Raw genomic sequence first — 18,811 nt, 5'->3', positions numbered from 1 at the left:
AAAAATGTCTTACCTATCTCCTCTTTCAAACGAATATACGAATAAAAGGAGAAAAGTAAGACACTTTTTCCAAAAAAAGATATAATTACAATCTATTCTTCCTCGCGCTGCAGTTGCGCAATATAAATTGCCTTTTTCTTTTGTTCTCTATTGACAATAGAAGGTTTTGTGAAAGCCTGACGAGCTCTAAGTTCTCTCATTGTTCCGGTTTTCTCAAATTTCCTTTTGAACTTTTTCAAAGCTCTCTCAATGTTTTCGCCTTCTTTAATAGGTACAATTATCATAATTCTTCTGTTTAAATTTTTTTCGCGTGCAAATTTACAATTAAAATTGCTGTATTCAATGTTTTAGACTGCTAAATCTGTTAACTCCTTTCTAATTTTCAGGATGCAAAGAAAATGAAGTTTCTGCATAGTAGCAAATTTTTTTATTCTTTAATCACTTCTTTTTTCACAAGCTACAGTTGTATCTACTGTTGAGGCGCTTCAACCATTAAATAATTTTTCAGTTTTTTCCATAGGTCAGGTTCGAACACCTCCAACTGGGCTATCTGATCAAGGCTGACAAAGGGACCATTACTCCTTCGCGCATCCACAATGGCCTTGGCCATATAAAAATCCATATACGGGTGATTTCTTAATCGACGTAAGGAAGCGCGGTTCAAATCGATGGTTTCAATCTTTGCAGAATCTAAAACCAATTGGGGCTTAATATCCTCAAACAAAACCGGCGAAATGCCATAAACCTCAGCCACTTGTTCTACTGAAACAAAACCACCCAGCGCTTTCCTGTAATTGACAATGCGCCGACTGAGAACCGGTCCGACTCCTTTTAAAACCGCCCACACAGCGGTATCTGCCTGATTGATCTGAATTTCTATCGCCTCATGTGCATAGTAAGTTGAGTATTTGGGCGCCATTGTTGCCCGGGTCCGCATCAAACTATCCAGATTCCATAAGGAAAGTCTTCGCTTTTGATAGCGCTCCGGAAACCAGCTTTCCTGTTGCCAGCGCAAAACACTGTCGACCATTTCAGAGGGCCATCCCGTGGCCCACAAGGCCACTGAATCCATTCGGTTCAAATCCAGAAAGACCGGACGGTCGGCGCGCTTATTATTAACAAAGGGGGCCGACTGACCGGGAGGTATTTCCACATAAGGCGTGACGGCAGCCAACCAATCATCACTCATGCCATATAACTTTCCAATGTCGGCTGCTGATGAAAACCCGCCACCAGCCTTTAGGTATTTAATCCAGTTAGCCGCCGTCCGTGGATCTAAACCAAAGGCGACCAATTGCTGAGAATCTACTTTGTTCGGGTCAAAAGGCCTGAGACTTTTGACATCCAGTTTTGCAAGAGAGGGCTTGTCTGTCAGCACTTCTTCATCAAGGATCTCCCAATAATACCGAACACTGTCGGTAACGTAGTGCGAAAAATCAACCGGCGGATACAAATAAGGAATGCCAATTCTAATTAGTAGCATCAAAATCAATAGCACTACTAAAACCAACAATCCTCTTTGCTCCTTTCGGGATAGGGTTAAGAGGTCTTTCAACATGTCAATTAATTATCGGATCAAACAGCCGATCTTTTAAAACCAGCTTCTTTAAAATTTTAAAAGGCCCAAGCCGTGGAGAAAAACAATGGCAATGGCAATGGGGGCCAACACACGAATAACAGGAATGAATATCCTAAAATAGAAGGCCACCTTGCCATCTGCTTCCAGTTCCTCACGGACCACCTTTTTACCCAGAAACCAGCCTACAAAAATAACAATCAGCAGTCCCCCCAAAGGCAAAAGAATGTTGGATGATGTTTTGTCAAAGAGGTCGAAAACAAACGGATTAACAGCACAAACAACTCCCAAAAGCGACATGATGCCCGCCGCCAACCAGGTTGCTTTGTTGCGTTTAATTTTCAGTTCCTCAACAAAGTAGGCGACCACCACCTCCAGCAAGGAAATGGAAGAGGTCAGGGCGGCAATCACCAAAAGAAAGAAAAACAAAATGGCAAAATAGTAACCACCAGCCATCTGGTTAAAAATACCGGGCAAGGTGATAAAAACGAGTCCGGGTCCCTGACCCGGCTCCAGTCCAAAAGCAAATACAGCCGGAAAAATAGCCAGTCCGGCCAATATGGCAATCAAAGTATCTGCTAAAGAAACCGAAATCGCTGTTTGTCCCAGAGATTCACTCTTTCTGATATAGGAGCCATAAGTGGCCATCACGCCCATTCCCAGACTCAGAGAAAAGAAAGCCTGCCCCAAGGCCTCCAGCACTGTATTGGTATTAATTTTACTGAAATCAGGGCTGAACAAAAATTTCACACCGGCAGATGCCCCTTCAAGGATAGGGACTTAACAATCAAACCAATGATGATGACCAACAACAGTGGCATCAATATTTTGGTATAACGCTCTATGCCTTTTTGAACGCCGGAGCGGACGATAAAGGCAGATATGGCCATAAAAATCAACATGAAAACAACCGGTCTCCACGAGGCATCCGTCAACTCATGAAAAATAGACTGGATGCGTTCCGGACTTTGCCCCGAAAAACGATCACCAATGGCATATAACATATATTCGAGGGTCCATCCGGCAACCACCGCGTAAAACGAAAGAATCATAAAGGCGGCCCCCACCCCCATCATGCCTACCAGGGGCCAATAGGATCCGGGAGCCAGTTTCCGAAAGGCACCAAAAATATTCAGCTGGGCTTTGCGACCAATAATTAATTCGGATAACATAACCGGTACACCAATCGCCAAAATAAAAAACAGGTAAAGCAAAAGAAAAGCGCCTCCACCGTTTTCTCCCGCCACATAGGGGAAACGCCAAATATTTCCCAACCCCACAGCTGAGCCTGCAGCTGCAGCGATCACACCAAATTTGCTGGTAAAATTATCCCTCCCGTTTGAATCATTCATAGGTGCCATATATTGCATTTATTTAGTCTTTGAGAAGAAAACACAGGCGGATGATACAACAGATGATGCCTGGTGGGCAAAAATAAGCAAAACACTTATTAATTCAAATCAGTAAAACCATATTCAGTAACAATACATGCCAAAACAGGTGTTTTGGTTTTCATTTAGAAAGGATGGCAGGCGGCAAATGTTTAAATATCCCATAAAAAGTTAAATGTACCGTGAAAAACAACGATATGCCCTCAGGTGAGGGATAATAATTGTATAAGTAAGATGCTTTGCTTATTTTTGTACCTGATTCAAATGTACCAGAAATCAAAGATTTTCAATTAAAAACCAATATTAAACAATAGAAAAATGGCTGTAAATTACAAAGAACTAGGTCTGGTCAACAGCAAAGAACTGTTTGCCAAAGCCGTTGCCGGTGGTTATGCCATTCCGGCTTATAATTTCAACAATCTGGAGCAGCTTCAGGCAATTCTTCAGGCTTGCGTGGAAACAAAATCACCGGTTATCCTTCAGGTTTCTTCAGGTGCCCGTAAATATGCCAATGCCACCTTGCTGAGAAACATGGCCAAAGGCGCCACCGAATATGTGAAAGAATTGGGTTATGAGGTACCTATTGTATTGCACCTTGACCATGGCGACACTTTCGAAATTTGCAAAGAGTGTATCGACAATGGTTTCTCTTCGGTCATGATTGATGGTTCACACCATCCCTACGAAAAAAATGTGGAGTTGACCAAGCAGGTTGTGGAATATGCACATAAGCATGGGGTCACCGTAGAAGGTGAGCTGGGTGTTTTAGCCGGTGTTGAGGACGACGTTGTGGCTGAAGAATCAACCTACACACGCCCTGAAGAAGTGGAAGACTTCGTCAAACGTACCGGTGTGGATTCATTGGCTATCTCCATTGGAACATCTCACGGAGCTCACAAATTCACCCCTGCACAGTGTACTAAAAATGCAGATGGCGTTTTGGTTCCTCCTCCATTGAAGTTTGAAATTCTGGAAGAAATTGAAAAACGCATTCCCGGATTCCCCATCGTATTGCACGGTTCATCTTCTGTTCCTGCCGAACACATTGAAACCATTAACAAATATGGCGGAAAATTAGATGCTGCCGTTGGTATTCCTGAGGAACAATTGCGTAAGGCAGCTGCTTCTGCCGTATGCAAAATCAACATCGACTCTGATGGTCGTTTGGCGATGACTGCAGCTATTCGTAAGGTAATGGCTGAAAATCCGGGTGAGTTTGACCCACGGAAATATCTGGGACCTGCACGTGACGCATTGAAAGTGCTTTACATGCATAAAAACAATAACGTACTTGGTTCTGCCGGTAAAGCTTAATTAAGTATTATCCCCTTAACAAAAGAGACTGTCTGATTATGGGCAGTCTCTTTTTTTTGTTTTTAGAAAGGATAACCAATGGCAAAGTTAAAGGCGACATCCTCCCAGGAATATTTTCGGTTAAAAGGGATCCACTTTTCACCAGCAATGGCTGAAGGATCATGCAACTTTAATCCCGTATCGATCCTGAAAATAAAATAATTAAAATCAAGCCGGGTACCAAACCCGGTTCCAACGGCCAACTGCTTATAAAAAGTATCCCACTCAAATAATCCGCCTTCCGGACTCACATCTTCACGCAGGCCCCAAATGTTTCCTGCATCCACAAATAAGGCGCCTTCCAACAGCCAGAAAAGCGGGAAGCGGTACTCCACATTCATTTCCAGTTTAATATCGGCTGTCTGATTATAAAAAGTGGCAGATTCATCCTTAAAGGTTCCCGGTCCGATAGCCCGGACGGGCCAGGCACGAATACTGTTGGCGCCTCCTGAAAAATATCTCTTTTCAAAAGGCAAAACGTTCAGGTTTCCATAGGGTATGCCGATGCCACCAAAAAAGCGATAGGTTATTGAATGAAAGCGACCAATGGCATTATGGTACCTTAAATCTATATCCGTTTTAAAATACTGGGCATAACGAATACCCAAAATAGTGCTGTAATCCGTTTCCTGACCAGAGTTCCACAAGGGGGCCAATAAATCCAGTGTATTACCAGCCGATTCTGCGGTGAATCTAAAAAACCAAAAGTCCCTGGCTCCCCCGCCCAATTGCTGTTGATTATAGATATAGCTGTAATTCAGATTGGCAATCAGGTGATCTTCATACGTATAGCGTAGAAAGGGGTTTCTTTCAATGTATTCCCAAAAAGCCGAGGATACGGTTGGGATATTAACCAAATTAAAGTCGAGCGGATAAAGCGAATGAGAACTATACCTTGACGAGCGCCAGGTATAGCCCAGTCGGGCATTGGCAATGGTTCGGGTATAATCCGGCCGGCGCTGATAGTTATAAGCCACAGCGATGGTGGTTTTGGGATTGTATCTCTGGCGAAATTTCTCTATCCGAAAGGGCATAAAAAATTTGGGAAACACCACCGAAGCATCCGCCCCCATCTCCACGGTGTTGAATTGCTCTCCGTCGCCTCCCCTGATGACAAATTGGTTTTGTCGGGCCAACCTTGTATTCAAGGTAAAAAGCTCCGCACCACGGAATATATTTTTATGCTGATATTTGAAGTTACCAGCTGCTCCCAGGTTGCCCGAAGAATTGGTCCCCTCCACTTCCACTGAATAGGACTGATATTTCCCGGGTAATACCTGAATCACACAATCCAGTAAAAAACGGCCCTCCTCATCCACCTGACCATCGACATCCCGAAACCGAATGTTGATATATTTGAATATCCGCAACCCACTCAACAAGGATTGGGTGCGCTCTACCAGACTGGCCTGATACAAATCGCCGGGAACAATATAATTACTGTTGGTGAGGACATCTGGTTTAAATTCCAGTGCTTTGTCGTACAAAATATAAACGCCATCATACATCAGCGTATCTGCCGAAAGCCCCTCTTCTGTTTCGGAAAAAGAGATATCCTGTGGGTCCATATCCACCTGGAAATAAACGTTTCGAATGGTATATTGCGCGTGATTGCCATTGGCTGCACGTCCCGGCACATTTTCGGGTGGTCGCATAATGACCAGTGTATCATTGATTCTATGTCTACCGATGGTGCTGTCGGCTAAAAAATACACATAAGCCTTAGAGAAATTGTAATAGCCATTATCCTTGAGCAAATCAGTAATACGATCTCTTTCCTGGTTGTGCAATTCAGATGTAAAGCCTCTCCCACTTCGCAAAACAGAATTGGTCGTGTCATTCAGCACCAGATTCTCAAGCCCCTTATCTTCAATACGATAAAAAACATCATTTAAACGATAACGCGGGCCCGAGACAATATGATAGGCCACTCTGGCCTTTTTCTGTGCCGGATACCAGGTGGTATCCTTTACCTGAGAAAGGTAATATCCCCGGTTGCGCATAAACAGCCCCATCTGCTCAACCGACCTGTCCACCAGCGTTGAGTCAAAAATAACCGGTTCTTCGCCAATATTTCTCAGCCAACGGTTGATACCTTTCGAAGTGTCCTTGCCTGAAAGGTTGTAAATACCCAAATACAACTTCCAGAATCCAATGATTCGCAAATTCTCCTGTTGGCGCAGATAGGATTTAAGATCATCACGGGAAACATCCCGGGCATCGTCCTTTATCTCGACACGCGACAATAACCGCTCGTTTTCGGGTACAAATTTAGTGGTATGGCAAGCTGAAAAGAGCCCTACCAATAATACCACACCCCCAAAAACCTTCAACAAACCGGATATTCCTCGTATCATTTATCTTATTAATATGATTACTTTTGCAGACAAAGGTAAAAAAATCGACCATGTTAAGTAAAAATCAGAAAAAACTGATAGCCGCCATGGCGCAAAAAAAACAGCGCGACAGTCAGCTCCTTTTTTTGGCCGAAGGGCCAAAAACGGTCACGGACTTGTTGGAAGCGGGTCTGCAACCCACACTCATAGCGCATACCGAAAACTGGTCATTACCTTCATCCTGGTCTTCAAAATCTTTGGAACGCATACCTGTCACCCAGAAAGAACTCGACAGTGCCTCCCATCTAAAAACGCCCCAACAAGTACTGGCCCTGTTTAAGCAACCCCAATATTCATTCAATAATAATGCCATATACAATGAGCTAACACTGGTGCTCGACGGCATTCAGGACCCTGGCAATATGGGCACCATCATTCGGCTGGCCGATTGGTTTGGCATCTCTCATATGGTTTGCAGCATGGATACGGTAGACGTGTACAACCCAAAAGTGGTACAGGCCACCATGGGAGCCATCGCCCGAATCCAGGTCCACTACACCCAGCTTCCTGCTTTCTTCCGGCAATATCGTGAAAAATGTGATAACCCCATCTATGGAACCTACCTGGAAGGGGAAAATATTTATGAAAATTCATTGAAATCACCATCCTCATCGTGATGGGCAATGAAGGCAATGGCATACGGGCAGAAAATGCCCCATTTATAACCCATAAAATCACCATCCCCACCTTCCCGGCCGGCACCCCTACATCAGAATCCCTCAACGTAGGCGTGGCAGCAGCCATTGTTTGCGCCGAATTTCGAAGATCGGAAAATTATTCACGGTAAACACCCAAAGAGAAAACGTATTATATCTGAGCATTCTTTAACCGCGAAGAAATAAAAATGCTGCCAACAGCTAATTATAGCAGCTTTTGGCAGCATTTTGTAAAGAATTGGAGATCGCCACTCCAGCTTCCTAAATATCAATTAAAGAATTCAGCTACAATTTCCAATCCTCCTTGAGGTTCTCCGCGGGGTAAAGAAACCCTCAACTCCCTTTTATCGCCAGGTAAAAAAGAAATAAAATTATCGCTCCAAAGAGCAGGAAGTATTTCATGCCTGCTAAGTGGATGGACCAGTTTCAATCTCGTCAAAATAGCAGGGGTTTCACCCAAGTTTTCCACGGTTACTACCCAGTTGTCCTTTGCATTTCCCTGACTAAGGAGAACCTCAAGCTCTGGTGTTTCTAAATTGTTCAGGCCGGAAAAGTCATTTTCAGCGTGCAACCAGTAAAAGTCTTCAAAAAGAACCTCTCCCTCAACACTCCGGGCTTTAAGCTTTAAAAAAACAAGGCCATCCAATTCAGGAACTACACCATCCATTTCAACAGCCGTATTTTCTGCCATGTTTATGGTTCGGACATCCTCCCACAACACCTGAAGCGATTGATCCAATAAAACGGCAGACAGCTCAACTCCTTCCAGGGATCGATACTGGGCATTCACAATAGAAACGCGCCGGTCAACCAGATTGAACTGCATGCTAAAAGGTGCAAAAGCCTTTTTGACACCATAATAGCCGGCATGGGCCTGTTGATACCAATCGTACAATTGCCAAACCACGCTTGGCCAGCTGGAGTTAGATTTCCAAAAAAGCATACCTGTAGAGTTAGCCCACATTTGAATACCGATAGCACTGGCAGCCGAGCGATAGGCAGCATAATTCTGGAGTTGCGCTTTGGCCAAATAATTCAAAGCCCCTTGTCTATCATTACTTTCTGGTCCGCCATAATCCCTTCTGATGATATCATCCAGGGCGGTAAACTTACGGGTATCTTCTCCGGGAAAATTAGCCGCATCATGATAACCCCAGTTTTCATCCACCGGAAAACGATCCAGCTCCGGATTTTGCCCAGCCCCAGGCATAAAACGTTCAATGCTTTCAAAAACCGGAACGCCACTGGCCCCAATTTCACTGCTAAAACCATGAAGTTTTGGATGTGAAAAAAATTCTTCAGGTCGGATGGAATGATAAGGACCACCGCCATGCAAACCATTACCATCAGAGGCTTTTAAATAAAATCTTCCGGATCGGTTATCATTTTCGGCCAAAACGGTATTGACCAGCATCTCCTCACGAGGATTTACGCCTTCGTTTCCGCCACACCAAATAATGAGGGACGGATGATTGCGGAATCTCTTCACAATCTGTGTGGAAATGGTTTCATATAAATCTTCTTCAGGCTGATATCCGGGCGTATTTCTAAAGGTGCCCCAAAAATCGTTCAGAAAATCCTGCCAAAGTAAAACACCATGTTTATCGGCTGCATGAAAAAATGCTTTTGGAGGCACCCCTGTGGGCCCCAAACCCTCAGCAGATTAAGATTGGCATTTTTAGACAGAAGGATTTCCTCTTCATATCGGGAGGCAGTCCAGTTTAAGGTCATGTCCAACACCCAGTTACCTCCTTTAACAAAAACATCCTTGCCATTAACCGTAAAAATACGACTTCCCTCAACGCGTGATTCAACTTTTCGAATGCCATGCATTTCAACCACCGTTGAGACATCACCATCTGAGCTTTGAGCAGATAATTCTACTTTATAAAGGTTGGGATTACCATATCCTACCGGCCACCAAAGCTGAGGATCACTGATCCTCAGTTGCGCTACATGGCGCTTATCGAAGGTCAGTTCCTTCGCTGTTTCTCCAGCAAGGTTAAAAGGGACCTCAAAAAGTAGCGTATCTGTTTCAAAAATGATTTTCCCTGTAACAATCCCTTCTTTTGCTTCCTGACTGTGATTGATTAAGTTAGCAGAAATGACCATCTCTGCATAATCTGCCTCAGGCAGATTAGGTTCAGATGTAATATAAACTTCCTTCAGTTCCAACTCATCCGTAAAAGAAAGAAACACATCTTCGGTAATGCCCATATCCCGATCACGAACAGCAGGTTGCCAATCCCATCCAACAGCATCCCACTTGGTATAGTTATGACTGATCATCCATCCCCCATATTCACGCCGGGATCACCAAAAGCCTCTAAAGGAGGAACCCCTGGTAGACCAGGCACATCTACCGGGAAAATGGCTACTGCCAAATGATTCAACCCATCGAAGGATACCAAATCGGTAACATCAAAACGAAATTGCCGCTCCATGCCAAGCATGACGGAACTGTCGGCCAATAGCTTCCCATTCAACCATAATTCCGCCCGGTAATTGATTTCGTTGAAATTTAGCCATACTTTAGGACCATTACCTTCAACGGTAAAAGATTTTAGGTACCAATAAGGCCGACTCCAGGGGTTTTCACCATCAATATGGCTGTATTGTAGTAAGTCATGTTCTGCATTAAAATCATCATTGGCATCAGGGATGCGCATATTATTTTGCCCGATATAAGGATTGGGATAGACTCCGTTGCGCACCAAAACAGTTTGAGCAGTCGCAGGCAAGGAAGTCTTATGCCATGTCTGTGAATTAAACGCCCCTGTTGAGAGCAATTCCCCACTTTCATTCACCAGGGCGGCCGATTGAACCAACCATTGATGGCGGAGCAGTTGAGCACCTTCGGGCAAGACCGACAAAGGCTGATCCTCCACCTGAAATGTAGCAGGCTTTCCTTCAATTCTTGTATGGCTATTAACGGCTACAATTTGCCATTCATTCACACCAAACGACAGAGCAAAAGGCACATAGGAATTGACATCTCCGGCAAGTGAATCCAACTTTATGCCATTGACCCAAACCTCCTGCCAGTCGCACTCGACAGGTGTCCAGGCCAATACAGGCGTGTTGGTAACGATGGCTTCACCTTCGACCGGTGAAATTAACTCGGGCCTGTTTTTAGTTTCACAAGCAGTAAAAAAAAGAATAAACAATAATCCTATCGGAAAAAATAGCCTAAAGGCATTGAAAAATGTGCATTTCATAGCTGTCTTAATTTTTTTAGTCTGAATACATAACTCAGACATTTATGAGTCTACTCTTGGTTACTTGCTATACGCTTTATCTCATTTAACAATAAAGGAAAAGCAGGTTCGGTCATTTGATGACCATAACCATCCAGTTCAAAAAGGCGGGTATCTTTATGACCGACTATTTTCATCATTCGCATTAAGTAAGCATTTTCTTCATACCTGCCAAGCATTTCCAGTTCCCGGTCTCCTGTAATGAGCAGAAGTGACGGGGCGTCTTTTCTTATGTGAAACAAGGGTGCCAGATTATCTACAATTGGCTGAGTTCCCGGGAGACCTCTCTCTTCGCGAATGGTAAAATGCGTAATGGTATGACCGCTGAATGGTATGAGGCCAGCAATTTGATCAGCATCGACACCAAACTGGGCCAAATAACTTTTATCTAATCCCACCATCATGGAAAGATAGCCACCGGCTGAATGTCCTGAAAGAAAGACCATAGCGGGATCACCTCCAAAATCTTCAATATGATTTACAACCCAAGCCACTGCAGCTGCTGCATCTTCGATATACTTAGGTGCGTTAACTTTGGGGAAAAGTCGATAATTTACGGCTACCACGGCCACCCCTTTTTCTTTTAATGCTTCAGGAATTTCCTTGTTGCCGGAGGTTAATCCCCCACCGTGAAACCATACAACGGTAGGATAGCCTTGAGTATTGGAAGGGTAATATATATCCAACAAACAGCGCTCAACCATATAGTCATCGGTTGTATTAGTATCATCAAAATAACCAACATTTTGCTCCAGTGCATAGGTCGTTGTATCCTGACCAAAGGAAAGAACAATAAAGAAAAAAGATAGTAGGATGAAAACTTTAAATCGCAGCATAATACATAGTATTTAAATAGAGGGAATATCTCTGGCTATTTTCTCCATAAAGCTAATTATTTATTTCACTATAAACTTTTCAGCCAAAATCCCATCCCTTTCAAAATTCAAGGAAAGCAAATAAACACCTGGAAGCAAAGCTTTTCCTGAACGAATGACATGCCTGCCTATGGATATTTCAATCCATTTTGGCCCCACAACAACCTGCCCTTCAATACTATAAACCAACACCATAGCTCTTTCGGGAGAAGGTGCATTAGCAAAAAATGAGATTTCTTCATTCTGCCCATTAGCTATTATTGTTTCAATTTTAAAATCCCTCCTCCACAAACTGCTTAAAAAAGTAGATGGCTCAGGTATAAACCTGAACCAATTAAAATTCCAACCACCTTCCAAAGCTTTAAGACCAAAATTCTGGATACCGTTCTGAAGGGTCAATTCATGACTTACCGTTACCCATTCAGCATGGCCTCCTGTGGGCGGTATCTGTATATTTCCATAGGCATTATCAGGGTTGCCGCCCTCTTCTATTTGCAACAGTCCGCCATTTAGACTGGCCACACGGTACTCCACAATATAATTTCCTGTTTCAGGAATATTTATATGGCTATAGGACAACCATGTTCCATCTTCAATATTGGTCACTATTTGACCATCATCCTCATCCGTCCCAGCCTGCACAAAAACACCGCTTGAATTAGAGAAGCTTTCAGCAGGAATAAACAATTCATCGAAATCGTTTTGAGCTTCACGCTCTGGCCTTTCTTCTTCCGAAAGGATATACACCATGCCCTGACGGGCTGGTATAGCAACTTCAGTCAGGCCAATTTGCCCAGTACCATTGGATAAAACCTTGCCTTTGTTGCTGGCAACGCCACTTTCAGTGTTAAATGCCTGTACAAAATAAGACTTACCTGAAACTAACGAAGCTATAGCTAATTGGCCATTTCTACCGGAGAAGCTCGGTTCAACACGTAAACATAAATAGTGCTTCCGCATTTTACAGTGTAAGTATCAAAATTGCCCGATGAAGAACTTAAAGGCTCAAACGCTCCCTCGCCATCTGTTAGCATTTCAGAGGTAATATACCTTACTCCTTCATAGAAATAATAGACATTTTGGGTGTCAAAGAACTCCCACCACCAGTTCATTGGGTAGACCGGGGTGCTTGAAAACGCACCATACCATAAAGCTCTCTTAAAATCAAATACTAAATTCTCCACAGTGGAAGGATTTGAGAAATCTTTATTCCAGTCCCACGTCCACCCACATTCTCCAATGATGTAAGGTTTATTATGAGTATTGACATATTGGTTGATGGCAGATATTACATCGGTAGCATCGCCATTGTCGTGGTAAATATGCTTTTGATTGATGTCTATAGAAGCAATAGCGTTTAATCCGTTAATGTCCCTATGGGAAATACTGGTTGTGACCATTCTTCCATAAGGATCAACGGCTTTTAAATAAGCACTCATTTCGGTATGCCAATTGGTTATCACATGATCAGGTATATTCAAGGGTGCTGAAACATTATCAATTTCATTAAACAATTCCCACATGGCAATATGGGGGCTGTATCCCCAGCGAGCAACCAGATAACGCAAACGGTTTTTGAACTGTTGCCGGGCCTCGGGTTTTGTAAAAAACTCCTGACGGGCATTGCATGGCCCACCGTTTGCCACATTGTATGGACTATCATTCCATTCTCCACCCTGAATGGACCCGTGCACCTCCAAACAAAGCATTACATAAATATCCGTTTCCTCACACAGATCAACGAATTGATCCATGCGATCAATGGCTTCATGGTGAAAATAAGTGCTGCTGTTCTGATAGCGATTGGTATTGCTAACCCTTTGCCATTCCAATGGCAAATTCCACTGACACATCCATGTTCTGATGAAATTGGCACCATTATCCGAAAGATGATTCAAATAATGCTCATAGGAAAATGATTCAGCCGGATTATCCCAGGAACGGCCTTCCCAGCCAACATTAATACCAATGCCACGAAACAATTCCCCATTGTCAAATTTAAAGGTCCAATAGTTATTGGCATTGAGGAAGCCTGCCGCATCACTGCTTGCAACCACAAACGAATCAGAGGCACTGTTATCTGCAACCTCCCCATCTATTTTCAGTTGAAAATAATAACCATACTCCCCGGATTCCCTGGGTGAAAAATGCACTTTCCAATTCTCTTCATCATGACAAAAAAAGGCAGGAACAACCAATTGGTGGTTGGAAGGAGCTGTCAGCATCAAATCCAAAGACACCTCATTGGCGTTATAAGGGTTAACTATGGATGCATCCACTGAAGCCGTGAAAATGTTTTTTCCATATTGGATGTTTTGAGTTGTCACCAACTCAAACTGTAATTTGATCATAGGCATATGATAACGTTGAAACCACCATCAACATCAGTACTATTAGGAAATTCAGCTTTTGCCCCATCATTTTTATATTTAAAAACGCTACCCCCTATAGGGTAGCGTCCAACAAATACCAAACTTACTTTATCACAAAACGAGCAACCTTTTGGTCAGTTCCTGTATGCAAACGAAGGAAATAGACACCAATATTGAGGTTTCCAGACAGCCCATAACTATAATTACCGGCGCTCAAATGGCCTGCAAATACAACGGCCACCTCAGTACCACTGATATCAAATACAGATAATCTGACATCAGATGCGCTTTCAACAGAAATATCCATTTTTAGCTCGCTGCTCTTAGCCGGCACAGGATAAACTGTAATATCGGCATCATTCAAGCTGGCACCATTAAAAGAAGATACGGTTCCGTCAACCTTCGAGAATCTGAACCAGTCGAGACTCCATGCATTCCAGCATCGCCCATCCCTTTAATACCGAAATTCTGAATCCCTTCAGTGAGTTCTACAATATGACTAATTACCTCCCATTGGTCATTGCCACCTGTATCCGGAATATCAATGGAACCATGAACGTTAGGGGTTCCTCCTTCTTCCAGATTCAGATAATCACCGCCGCCTGCACAAGCCACCCGGTATTCCACCAAGTAGGTTCCAGTCTCAGGAATAGATACATTATCAAAAGAAATCCAACGCCAAGGTGCTATGTTTGACAAATAAGTTCCCTCATCTGTCACATCACCATCTTTACCACTAAAATCCTCGGCCTCAATGGTAATAAACTCAGGCTCTTCAACTGCTCCAGCCTCTGATATGGTAATGCTCTTTAACCCCCATGCATTCCAATTATCACCAATCCCTTTCACGCCAAAAGCCACCTCTCCGGCTGGCAATGTAACCACATGACTCGCCACTTGCCAGATATCATCGGCTCCTGTTGCGGGAATAGTTGCTGTGCCAAAGACAGTTCCAACACCTCCCTGCTCAAGCTGAAAAACGCCGCCGCCGCCAACACTGGCCACTTCGTACTCAATCAGATAGTCGCCTTCTGTGGCAATTGTTATGGCATTAAAAGAAACCCACTCCCAAGGAACGATCCCCGAAAGATGTGTTACCTCATCCACAATAGCACCACTTTTGTTTTCATAATCCTTTGCTTCAATGACTATTGGATTTCCCTGTACTTCACCAATACCGGCACTAACAAAAAAACCAATTAATAAGCCAACACTTAAAGTAAAATTCTTCTTTTTCATTTGTAAATAATTTAATTTTAATCACTTGTATGCAACTCCATATTAGCTATTCTCGTAGATGACTATAAGGCTTAGCTTTCATGTGAGTCTCATATCAATTCAATTAAAAACGTTAAAAACACTTCTACACCCATCTAAGGGACGATCATTCCCCGATTACCAATACAATATCGGAACCGGCAGGCAGGTTAAGTTGATCAAAGACCATTTCTTTATCTCGGTATTCGCTTTCCTTAAGTTGTTTAAAGTCCCCGGTCTCACAGTTGTACAATTCCGCTTTCAATGAACCGTCACTAGAAACAGGTATTCGCACCTCCGTCTCAAGCACATTTTCAGAAGGATTAAATAGATAAACAAAGTAAGTATCTCCGCATTTGACGGCATAGTTCACTAATTCTCTTTTGCTGACATTCACAGATAGCTGTTCAAATTCTCCCTGGCCCTTTTCCAACATCCTATTATTGATAATCTGAACATTAGCCAAATAGCTGCGTATGCCCAGTTCATCAAAAAACTCCCACCACCAGCTCATAGGCATAATGGGTGTGGGTGAAAACAGTCCGTACCACAATCCCCTTTTATAATCACTGATTTTTTCATCAGCGATATCATAGAAATTAACATGCCAGTCCCACTCATATCCAAATTCGCCAATCACATAGGGTTTATCATAGCGATCAACGTATTCGTTGATTACTTCAGGAATCGTTTGAGTGCCACGATAAATATGTTTTTGGTTAAAATCAATGAAAGGTAATTCGTTTAGTCCGTCTATATCCCTATGTGAAACACTGGTTGTTATCAAATGGCCAAAAGGATCAATCTCCTTAAGGTACTCACTCATTTCTGCATGCCAGTCGGTGACAATGTCGTGAGGCAACTGATTTTCTTCGGGAACGTTAAACATGGCATTGTCGACCTCATTAAAAAATTCCCATGCGCCAATGGCCGGACTGTAACCCCATCGTGCTACCATGAATCGAAGCTTATCCTTATACATAGCACGTGCCGCTTCAAGGGAGAAGAATTCGTAAGGTGTTTCGGCCGGACCGCCTTGCTTAACGTTGTAGCTGCTAATTTCCCAGCCACGATCCAGTAAACCACCATGGGTTTCTAAAGCCAGCATGAAATGTATATCCAAAGAGTCACACAAGTCGACAAGCTCATCCATACGTTGAATGCCACTCTCGTTTAATCGGGCATCACTGTCGACATAACGATCCGTGTTTCTCACAATTTTCCAATCAACTGGCAAATTCCAATAAACCATCCAGGTGCGGAAAAAATCACCCCCGTTTTCAGCTAAAGAAGTCAAAAGGTAATCGTAATTGAATCGAGAATTTTCATGAAGCTCCTTCAGATAGCGATTGTCATCGTTGGATCTGGCCTCCCAACAAATATTTTCCCCAACTCCCCTAAACAGCTCTCCATTGTCATATTTAAAGGTCCACTTATCATTGGGCCTCAAAATACCCTTCTTATCAGATGGCACAGAAACAAAACGCCCCCTTTTTGAAGTAGCAATTAGCTCCCCCTTCTCATATAACTTGAAAATATAGTTGTACCGACCAATTTCCTTAGCCATAAATCGGGCTTTCCAAGTGGATTTTTCTCCGGAGTTTCCTGAAACATAAAAGGCAGGTAATACGATTTCTTTGCCAGAAGGCGCTTGCAAAATCATATCAAGCGCCACATCACTGCTGACATATGGATCATTCCAGTTAGTCTTCAACTCAAGCGTAAATTCAGCCTTGGCATATTGCTCAAACTCATCTGCCTCTGCAATAACTTCAGAAATTCCATTCTGACCTGAATCTGCACAAGCAAAAGCAATAACTCCAAGGCCTAACATCATACACACATAAAAAATACTCTTCATCACTTTTCTATTTTTAAGTCAGTTACTTAATTTTGCACCATCAATTTTTTCACAACGCCACCAGTCTGAACAAAATACATTCCTGCGGGCCATGTCGAAACATCCAAAACGGTGCTTCCCGACTGAGCTTTAAACTCTGCCACGACCACACCCGAAACATCAAAAACCTTAACATCAGCAGCTTCACCAAAACCTGAAAGTTGAACTTCAAAATTGGCCGGATTTGGAACCAGGCAAAGCACCTTACTCTTGATCATCTCCTGTCCAACCGCAACGAATTGCGGTGCTCCACTCAAAGGGTTGCCATAAACTTCAAACTCATAAAGAGAATAGCCCCACTGCGTAGCTCTCTCCCATCCGTACATTTTCACATAGCGCGCCGCTACATCGACGGTAACATCGGTTTCCCCTCCTAAATGACTATAATTAGAATACACTGTTGACCAGGTCTGATTGTCGGAGGACACCTGGATCTGAAACTGGCGTGCATAAGCAGACTCCCAGTCCAAACGAATCCTGTTAATCTGATACTGTTGTTGCAAATCCACATAAATCCACTGCGGATCGGCATAAGCACTTGCCCATCTGGTTTCACCATTTCCATCAAAGGCAAAGGAGGGAGCATGGCCAGCAGATTCAGTAGACGAGGCAAATGCAGGCTTTCCGTAAGCTACATTTTCATTGCTATTTCGCCAGGGATAGACCAGGTTAGGATAGGCGTTATAAAAAGCATTGGTAGCCGGACTGATTCCGTTCCATGTGCCATAGCCATCGTTCTCACAAGCGTTCTTCCATCCAATTACGCCATCATATCCGTTTAAGTAGGATTGTATGTAATAGTTTGTCAGACTACCAAAAACCTCAGGCAAATCACCTCCAAAGGTTTCACCAATAATAACAGGCTTATCATTCGAACCCAGCCATTGTTGAACGGTTCTTTCATAGGGGCCAGAAGTATTTTGCCATTGGTACCAGTGGGGGGAATAAAAATCAAGGTAAGCATCGGGACTATCAAAGTAAGACCGCATTGAAGCATCTGTATACCGATTCCAGCCAGCCTGTGGATCACCATCCGGTGATCCAAAATTGGGACTGTTATAAACGATCCACATTGAGCCAATGGTAACGGGCTTACTACTGTACTGATTGACAGCCGCTGCGCATCGGGCAAAAAAACGCATCACCCAATATTGGTTTAAATGTCCGCAGTCAGCATCCCGCCACATGTGCTCAGGTTCATTGACCAAATCGTAGCCCATTATCCAGGGGTTGTCCTCATATCTATTAAGGAAAGGAATCAGGAAGTTATCCAAATAAGAGCCCATCCTGTTATCGTCCTGGATGAGGGTTCTGTAATGCTGATAATAAGTACTCATGCCCTCCTTAACCATGTCAAACGACCAGAAAGTGGGCATAATATAAACTTCATAAGTTGCAGCCAAAGCAACCAGAGCATCCATATCCTGCCAAAACTGGTCACCTGATCCGTAGGCATCTATAAATGCATTGGTATTGATGGCCGGACTAAAATTTCCTGAACCATGTAGCCAGATGCGCACCAGATTTATATTATTGTCAGCATATCGTTGAAACTCCTGGTTCCAATAACTCCAATCGAAATTACGGCGCATAAAATTGATGTCACAGTCGGCCCTCCATTGCCAGGGTCCTGATATAGCATTAAAGAAGATATCATCACCATTGACCTGAAACTTGTTTCCGTCAACAGTTACTTCTTGCGCAAAAAGAGTGGAGTGCATAAACACACATAAACAAACCACAAACCATAGATTCTTTTTCATAGTACAATGAATAGA

Annotated in this window: 18 protein-coding genes; 3 read left to right on the top strand and 15 right to left on the bottom strand. The window is 43.2% G+C overall.

The window, feature by feature from the left end; translation table 11 throughout:
* Nucleotides 1-92: 92 nt before the first annotated feature.
* The 4 genes from rpsU to JCM15548_RS25180 form a co-directional block, all read right to left on the bottom strand.
* Complete coding sequence (gene rpsU / locus JCM15548_RS07540) at nucleotides 93-284, bottom strand: 30S ribosomal protein S21 (protein WP_062123987.1); 192 nt, start codon at nucleotides 282-284, stop codon at nucleotides 93-95.
* 185 nt (nucleotides 285-469) lie between these two features.
* Nucleotides 470-1,558 carry a ComEA family DNA-binding protein gene (locus JCM15548_RS07535; protein ID WP_062123985.1) on the bottom strand — a complete coding sequence of 363 codons (1,089 nt, stop codon included), beginning with the start codon at nucleotides 1,556-1,558 and terminating at the stop codon, nucleotides 470-472.
* 48 nt (nucleotides 1,559-1,606) lie between these two features.
* Nucleotides 1,607-2,326: a sodium-dependent transporter gene (locus JCM15548_RS25185; RefSeq protein WP_262486932.1), complete on the bottom strand. Its 720-nt coding sequence runs from the start codon at nucleotides 2,324-2,326 to the stop codon at nucleotides 1,607-1,609.
* Nucleotides 2,323-2,928: a sodium-dependent transporter gene (locus tag JCM15548_RS25180; protein WP_262486931.1), complete on the bottom strand. Its 606-nt coding sequence runs from the start codon at nucleotides 2,926-2,928 to the stop codon at nucleotides 2,323-2,325. Before JCM15548_RS25180 ends, JCM15548_RS25185 begins: the two co-directional genes overlap by 4 nt.
* A 357-nt stretch (nucleotides 2,929-3,285) precedes the next feature.
* Here JCM15548_RS25180 and JCM15548_RS07525 point away from each other — a divergent pair, with 357 nt between their 5' ends.
* Nucleotides 3,286-4,281 (top strand): class II fructose-bisphosphate aldolase, encoded by a 996-nt coding sequence (locus JCM15548_RS07525; protein ID WP_062123983.1) that lies wholly within the window; start codon nucleotides 3,286-3,288, stop codon nucleotides 4,279-4,281.
* A gap of 62 nt (nucleotides 4,282-4,343) precedes the next feature.
* Here JCM15548_RS07525 and tamL read toward each other — a convergent pair whose 3' ends face one another.
* Entirely contained in the window at nucleotides 4,344-6,677 is a 2,334-nt protein-coding gene (gene tamL, locus JCM15548_RS07520) for a translocation and assembly module lipoprotein TamL (RefSeq protein WP_062123981.1), read from the bottom strand.
* A 50-nt stretch (nucleotides 6,678-6,727) separates the two neighbouring features.
* On the opposite strand from tamL, the gene JCM15548_RS07515 reads away from it, so the two are divergent.
* Nucleotides 6,728-7,333, top strand: coding sequence for a TrmH family RNA methyltransferase (locus tag JCM15548_RS07515; protein WP_262486930.1), 606 nt, complete (start codon nucleotides 6,728-6,730; stop codon nucleotides 7,331-7,333).
* Entirely contained in the window at nucleotides 7,333-7,503 is a 171-nt protein-coding gene (locus JCM15548_RS25175; RefSeq protein ID WP_262486933.1) for an RNA methyltransferase, read from the top strand. Before JCM15548_RS07515 ends, JCM15548_RS25175 begins: the two co-directional genes overlap by 1 nt.
* A gap of 137 nt (nucleotides 7,504-7,640) precedes the next feature.
* Here the strand turns inward: JCM15548_RS25175 and JCM15548_RS07510 are convergent, their stop codons facing one another.
* The 10 genes from JCM15548_RS07510 to JCM15548_RS07465 form a co-directional block, all read right to left on the bottom strand.
* Nucleotides 7,641-9,023 (bottom strand): hypothetical protein, encoded by a 1,383-nt coding sequence (locus tag JCM15548_RS07510; RefSeq protein ID WP_062123979.1) that lies wholly within the window; start codon nucleotides 9,021-9,023, stop codon nucleotides 7,641-7,643.
* Nucleotides 8,942-9,661: a glycoside hydrolase family 2 protein gene (locus JCM15548_RS07505; RefSeq protein ID WP_062123977.1), complete on the bottom strand. Its 720-nt coding sequence runs from the start codon at nucleotides 9,659-9,661 to the stop codon at nucleotides 8,942-8,944. The genes JCM15548_RS07510 and JCM15548_RS07505 overlap by 82 nt, the downstream gene beginning before the upstream one ends.
* Nucleotides 9,658-10,590, bottom strand: a complete 933-nt coding sequence (locus tag JCM15548_RS07500) for a glycosyl hydrolase 2 galactose-binding domain-containing protein (RefSeq protein ID WP_062123975.1) — start codon at nucleotides 10,588-10,590, stop codon at nucleotides 9,658-9,660. Before JCM15548_RS07500 ends, JCM15548_RS07505 begins: the two co-directional genes overlap by 4 nt.
* Nucleotides 10,591-10,640: 50 nt before the next feature.
* On the bottom strand, nucleotides 10,641-11,465 hold the full coding sequence (locus tag JCM15548_RS07495; protein WP_062123973.1) for an alpha/beta hydrolase: 825 nt from the start codon (nucleotides 11,463-11,465) through the stop codon (nucleotides 10,641-10,643).
* A gap of 60 nt (nucleotides 11,466-11,525) precedes the next feature.
* Nucleotides 11,526-12,254 carry a carbohydrate-binding protein gene (locus JCM15548_RS07490; RefSeq protein ID WP_162198193.1) on the bottom strand — a complete coding sequence of 243 codons (729 nt, stop codon included), beginning with the start codon at nucleotides 12,252-12,254 and terminating at the stop codon, nucleotides 11,526-11,528.
* 146 nt (nucleotides 12,255-12,400) lie between these two features.
* Complete coding sequence (locus JCM15548_RS07485) at nucleotides 12,401-13,855, bottom strand: DUF5060 domain-containing protein (RefSeq protein ID WP_162198192.1); 1,455 nt, start codon at nucleotides 13,853-13,855, stop codon at nucleotides 12,401-12,403.
* A gap of 124 nt (nucleotides 13,856-13,979) precedes the next feature.
* Nucleotides 13,980-14,240 carry a T9SS type A sorting domain-containing protein gene (locus JCM15548_RS07480; protein ID WP_062123967.1) on the bottom strand — a complete coding sequence of 87 codons (261 nt, stop codon included), beginning with the start codon at nucleotides 14,238-14,240 and terminating at the stop codon, nucleotides 13,980-13,982.
* Nucleotides 14,237-15,115, bottom strand: a complete 879-nt coding sequence (locus JCM15548_RS07475; RefSeq protein ID WP_062123965.1) for a carbohydrate-binding protein — start codon at nucleotides 15,113-15,115, stop codon at nucleotides 14,237-14,239. Before JCM15548_RS07475 ends, JCM15548_RS07480 begins: the two co-directional genes overlap by 4 nt.
* Nucleotides 15,116-15,260: 145 nt before the next feature.
* Nucleotides 15,261-16,994 (bottom strand): DUF5060 domain-containing protein, encoded by a 1,734-nt coding sequence (locus JCM15548_RS07470; protein WP_062123963.1) that lies wholly within the window; start codon nucleotides 16,992-16,994, stop codon nucleotides 15,261-15,263.
* A 26-nt stretch (nucleotides 16,995-17,020) separates the two neighbouring features.
* A complete protein-coding gene (locus tag JCM15548_RS07465) occupies nucleotides 17,021-18,796 on the bottom strand; it encodes a discoidin domain-containing protein (RefSeq protein ID WP_083985025.1) in 1,776 nt (591 codons plus the stop codon).
* Between the last annotated feature and the right edge of the window lie 15 nt (nucleotides 18,797-18,811).

Origin of the sequence: Geofilum rubicundum JCM 15548, assembly GCF_000974365.1 — a bacterium.
In the GTDB taxonomy this organism is placed as follows: Bacteria; Bacteroidota; Bacteroidia; order Bacteroidales; family Marinilabiliaceae; genus Geofilum; species Geofilum rubicundum.
Note: the sequence above shows the minus strand (reverse complement) of the source record. Positions and strands in the feature narration are given on the sequence as shown.

What these genes read in the sequence shown, in the direction of transcription:
- JCM15548_RS07495 (WP_062123973.1), bottom strand. Translation starts at nt 11,465, where the DNA reads ATGCTGCGATTTAAAGTTTTCATCCTACTATCTTTTTTCTTTATTGTT.
- JCM15548_RS07525 (WP_062123983.1), top strand. Translation starts at nt 3,286, where the DNA reads ATGGCTGTAAATTACAAAGAACTAGGTCTGGTCAACAGCAAAGAACTG.
- JCM15548_RS25180 (WP_262486931.1), bottom strand. Translation starts at nt 2,928, where the DNA reads ATGAATGATTCAAACGGGAGGGATAATTTTACCAGCAAATTTGGTGTG.
- JCM15548_RS07465 (WP_083985025.1), bottom strand. Translation starts at nt 18,796, where the DNA reads ATGAAAAAGAATCTATGGTTTGTGGTTTGTTTATGTGTGTTTATGCAC.
- tamL (WP_062123981.1), bottom strand. Translation starts at nt 6,677, where the DNA reads ATGATACGAGGAATATCCGGTTTGTTGAAGGTTTTTGGGGGTGTGGTA.
- JCM15548_RS25175 (WP_262486933.1), top strand. Translation starts at nt 7,333, where the DNA reads ATGGGCAATGAAGGCAATGGCATACGGGCAGAAAATGCCCCATTTATA.
- JCM15548_RS07515 (WP_262486930.1), top strand. Translation starts at nt 6,728, where the DNA reads ATGTTAAGTAAAAATCAGAAAAAACTGATAGCCGCCATGGCGCAAAAA.
- JCM15548_RS07470 (WP_062123963.1), bottom strand. Translation starts at nt 16,994, where the DNA reads ATGAAGAGTATTTTTTATGTGTGTATGATGTTAGGCCTTGGAGTTATT.
- JCM15548_RS07505 (WP_062123977.1), bottom strand. Translation starts at nt 9,661, where the DNA reads ATGATCAGTCATAACTATACCAAGTGGGATGCTGTTGGATGGGATTGG.
- JCM15548_RS07535 (WP_062123985.1), bottom strand. Translation starts at nt 1,558, where the DNA reads ATGTTGAAAGACCTCTTAACCCTATCCCGAAAGGAGCAAAGAGGATTG.
- JCM15548_RS07500 (WP_062123975.1), bottom strand. Translation starts at nt 10,590, where the DNA reads ATGAAATGCACATTTTTCAATGCCTTTAGGCTATTTTTTCCGATAGGA.
- JCM15548_RS07490 (WP_162198193.1), bottom strand. Translation starts at nt 12,254, where the DNA reads ATGGTGTATATCCTTTCGGAAGAAGAAAGGCCAGAGCGTGAAGCTCAA.
- JCM15548_RS07475 (WP_062123965.1), bottom strand. Translation starts at nt 15,115, where the DNA reads ATGAAAAAGAAGAATTTTACTTTAAGTGTTGGCTTATTAATTGGTTTT.
- JCM15548_RS07485 (WP_162198192.1), bottom strand. Translation starts at nt 13,855, where the DNA reads ATGATCAAATTACAGTTTGAGTTGGTGACAACTCAAAACATCCAATAT.
- rpsU (WP_062123987.1), bottom strand. Translation starts at nt 284, where the DNA reads ATGATAATTGTACCTATTAAAGAAGGCGAAAACATTGAGAGAGCTTTG.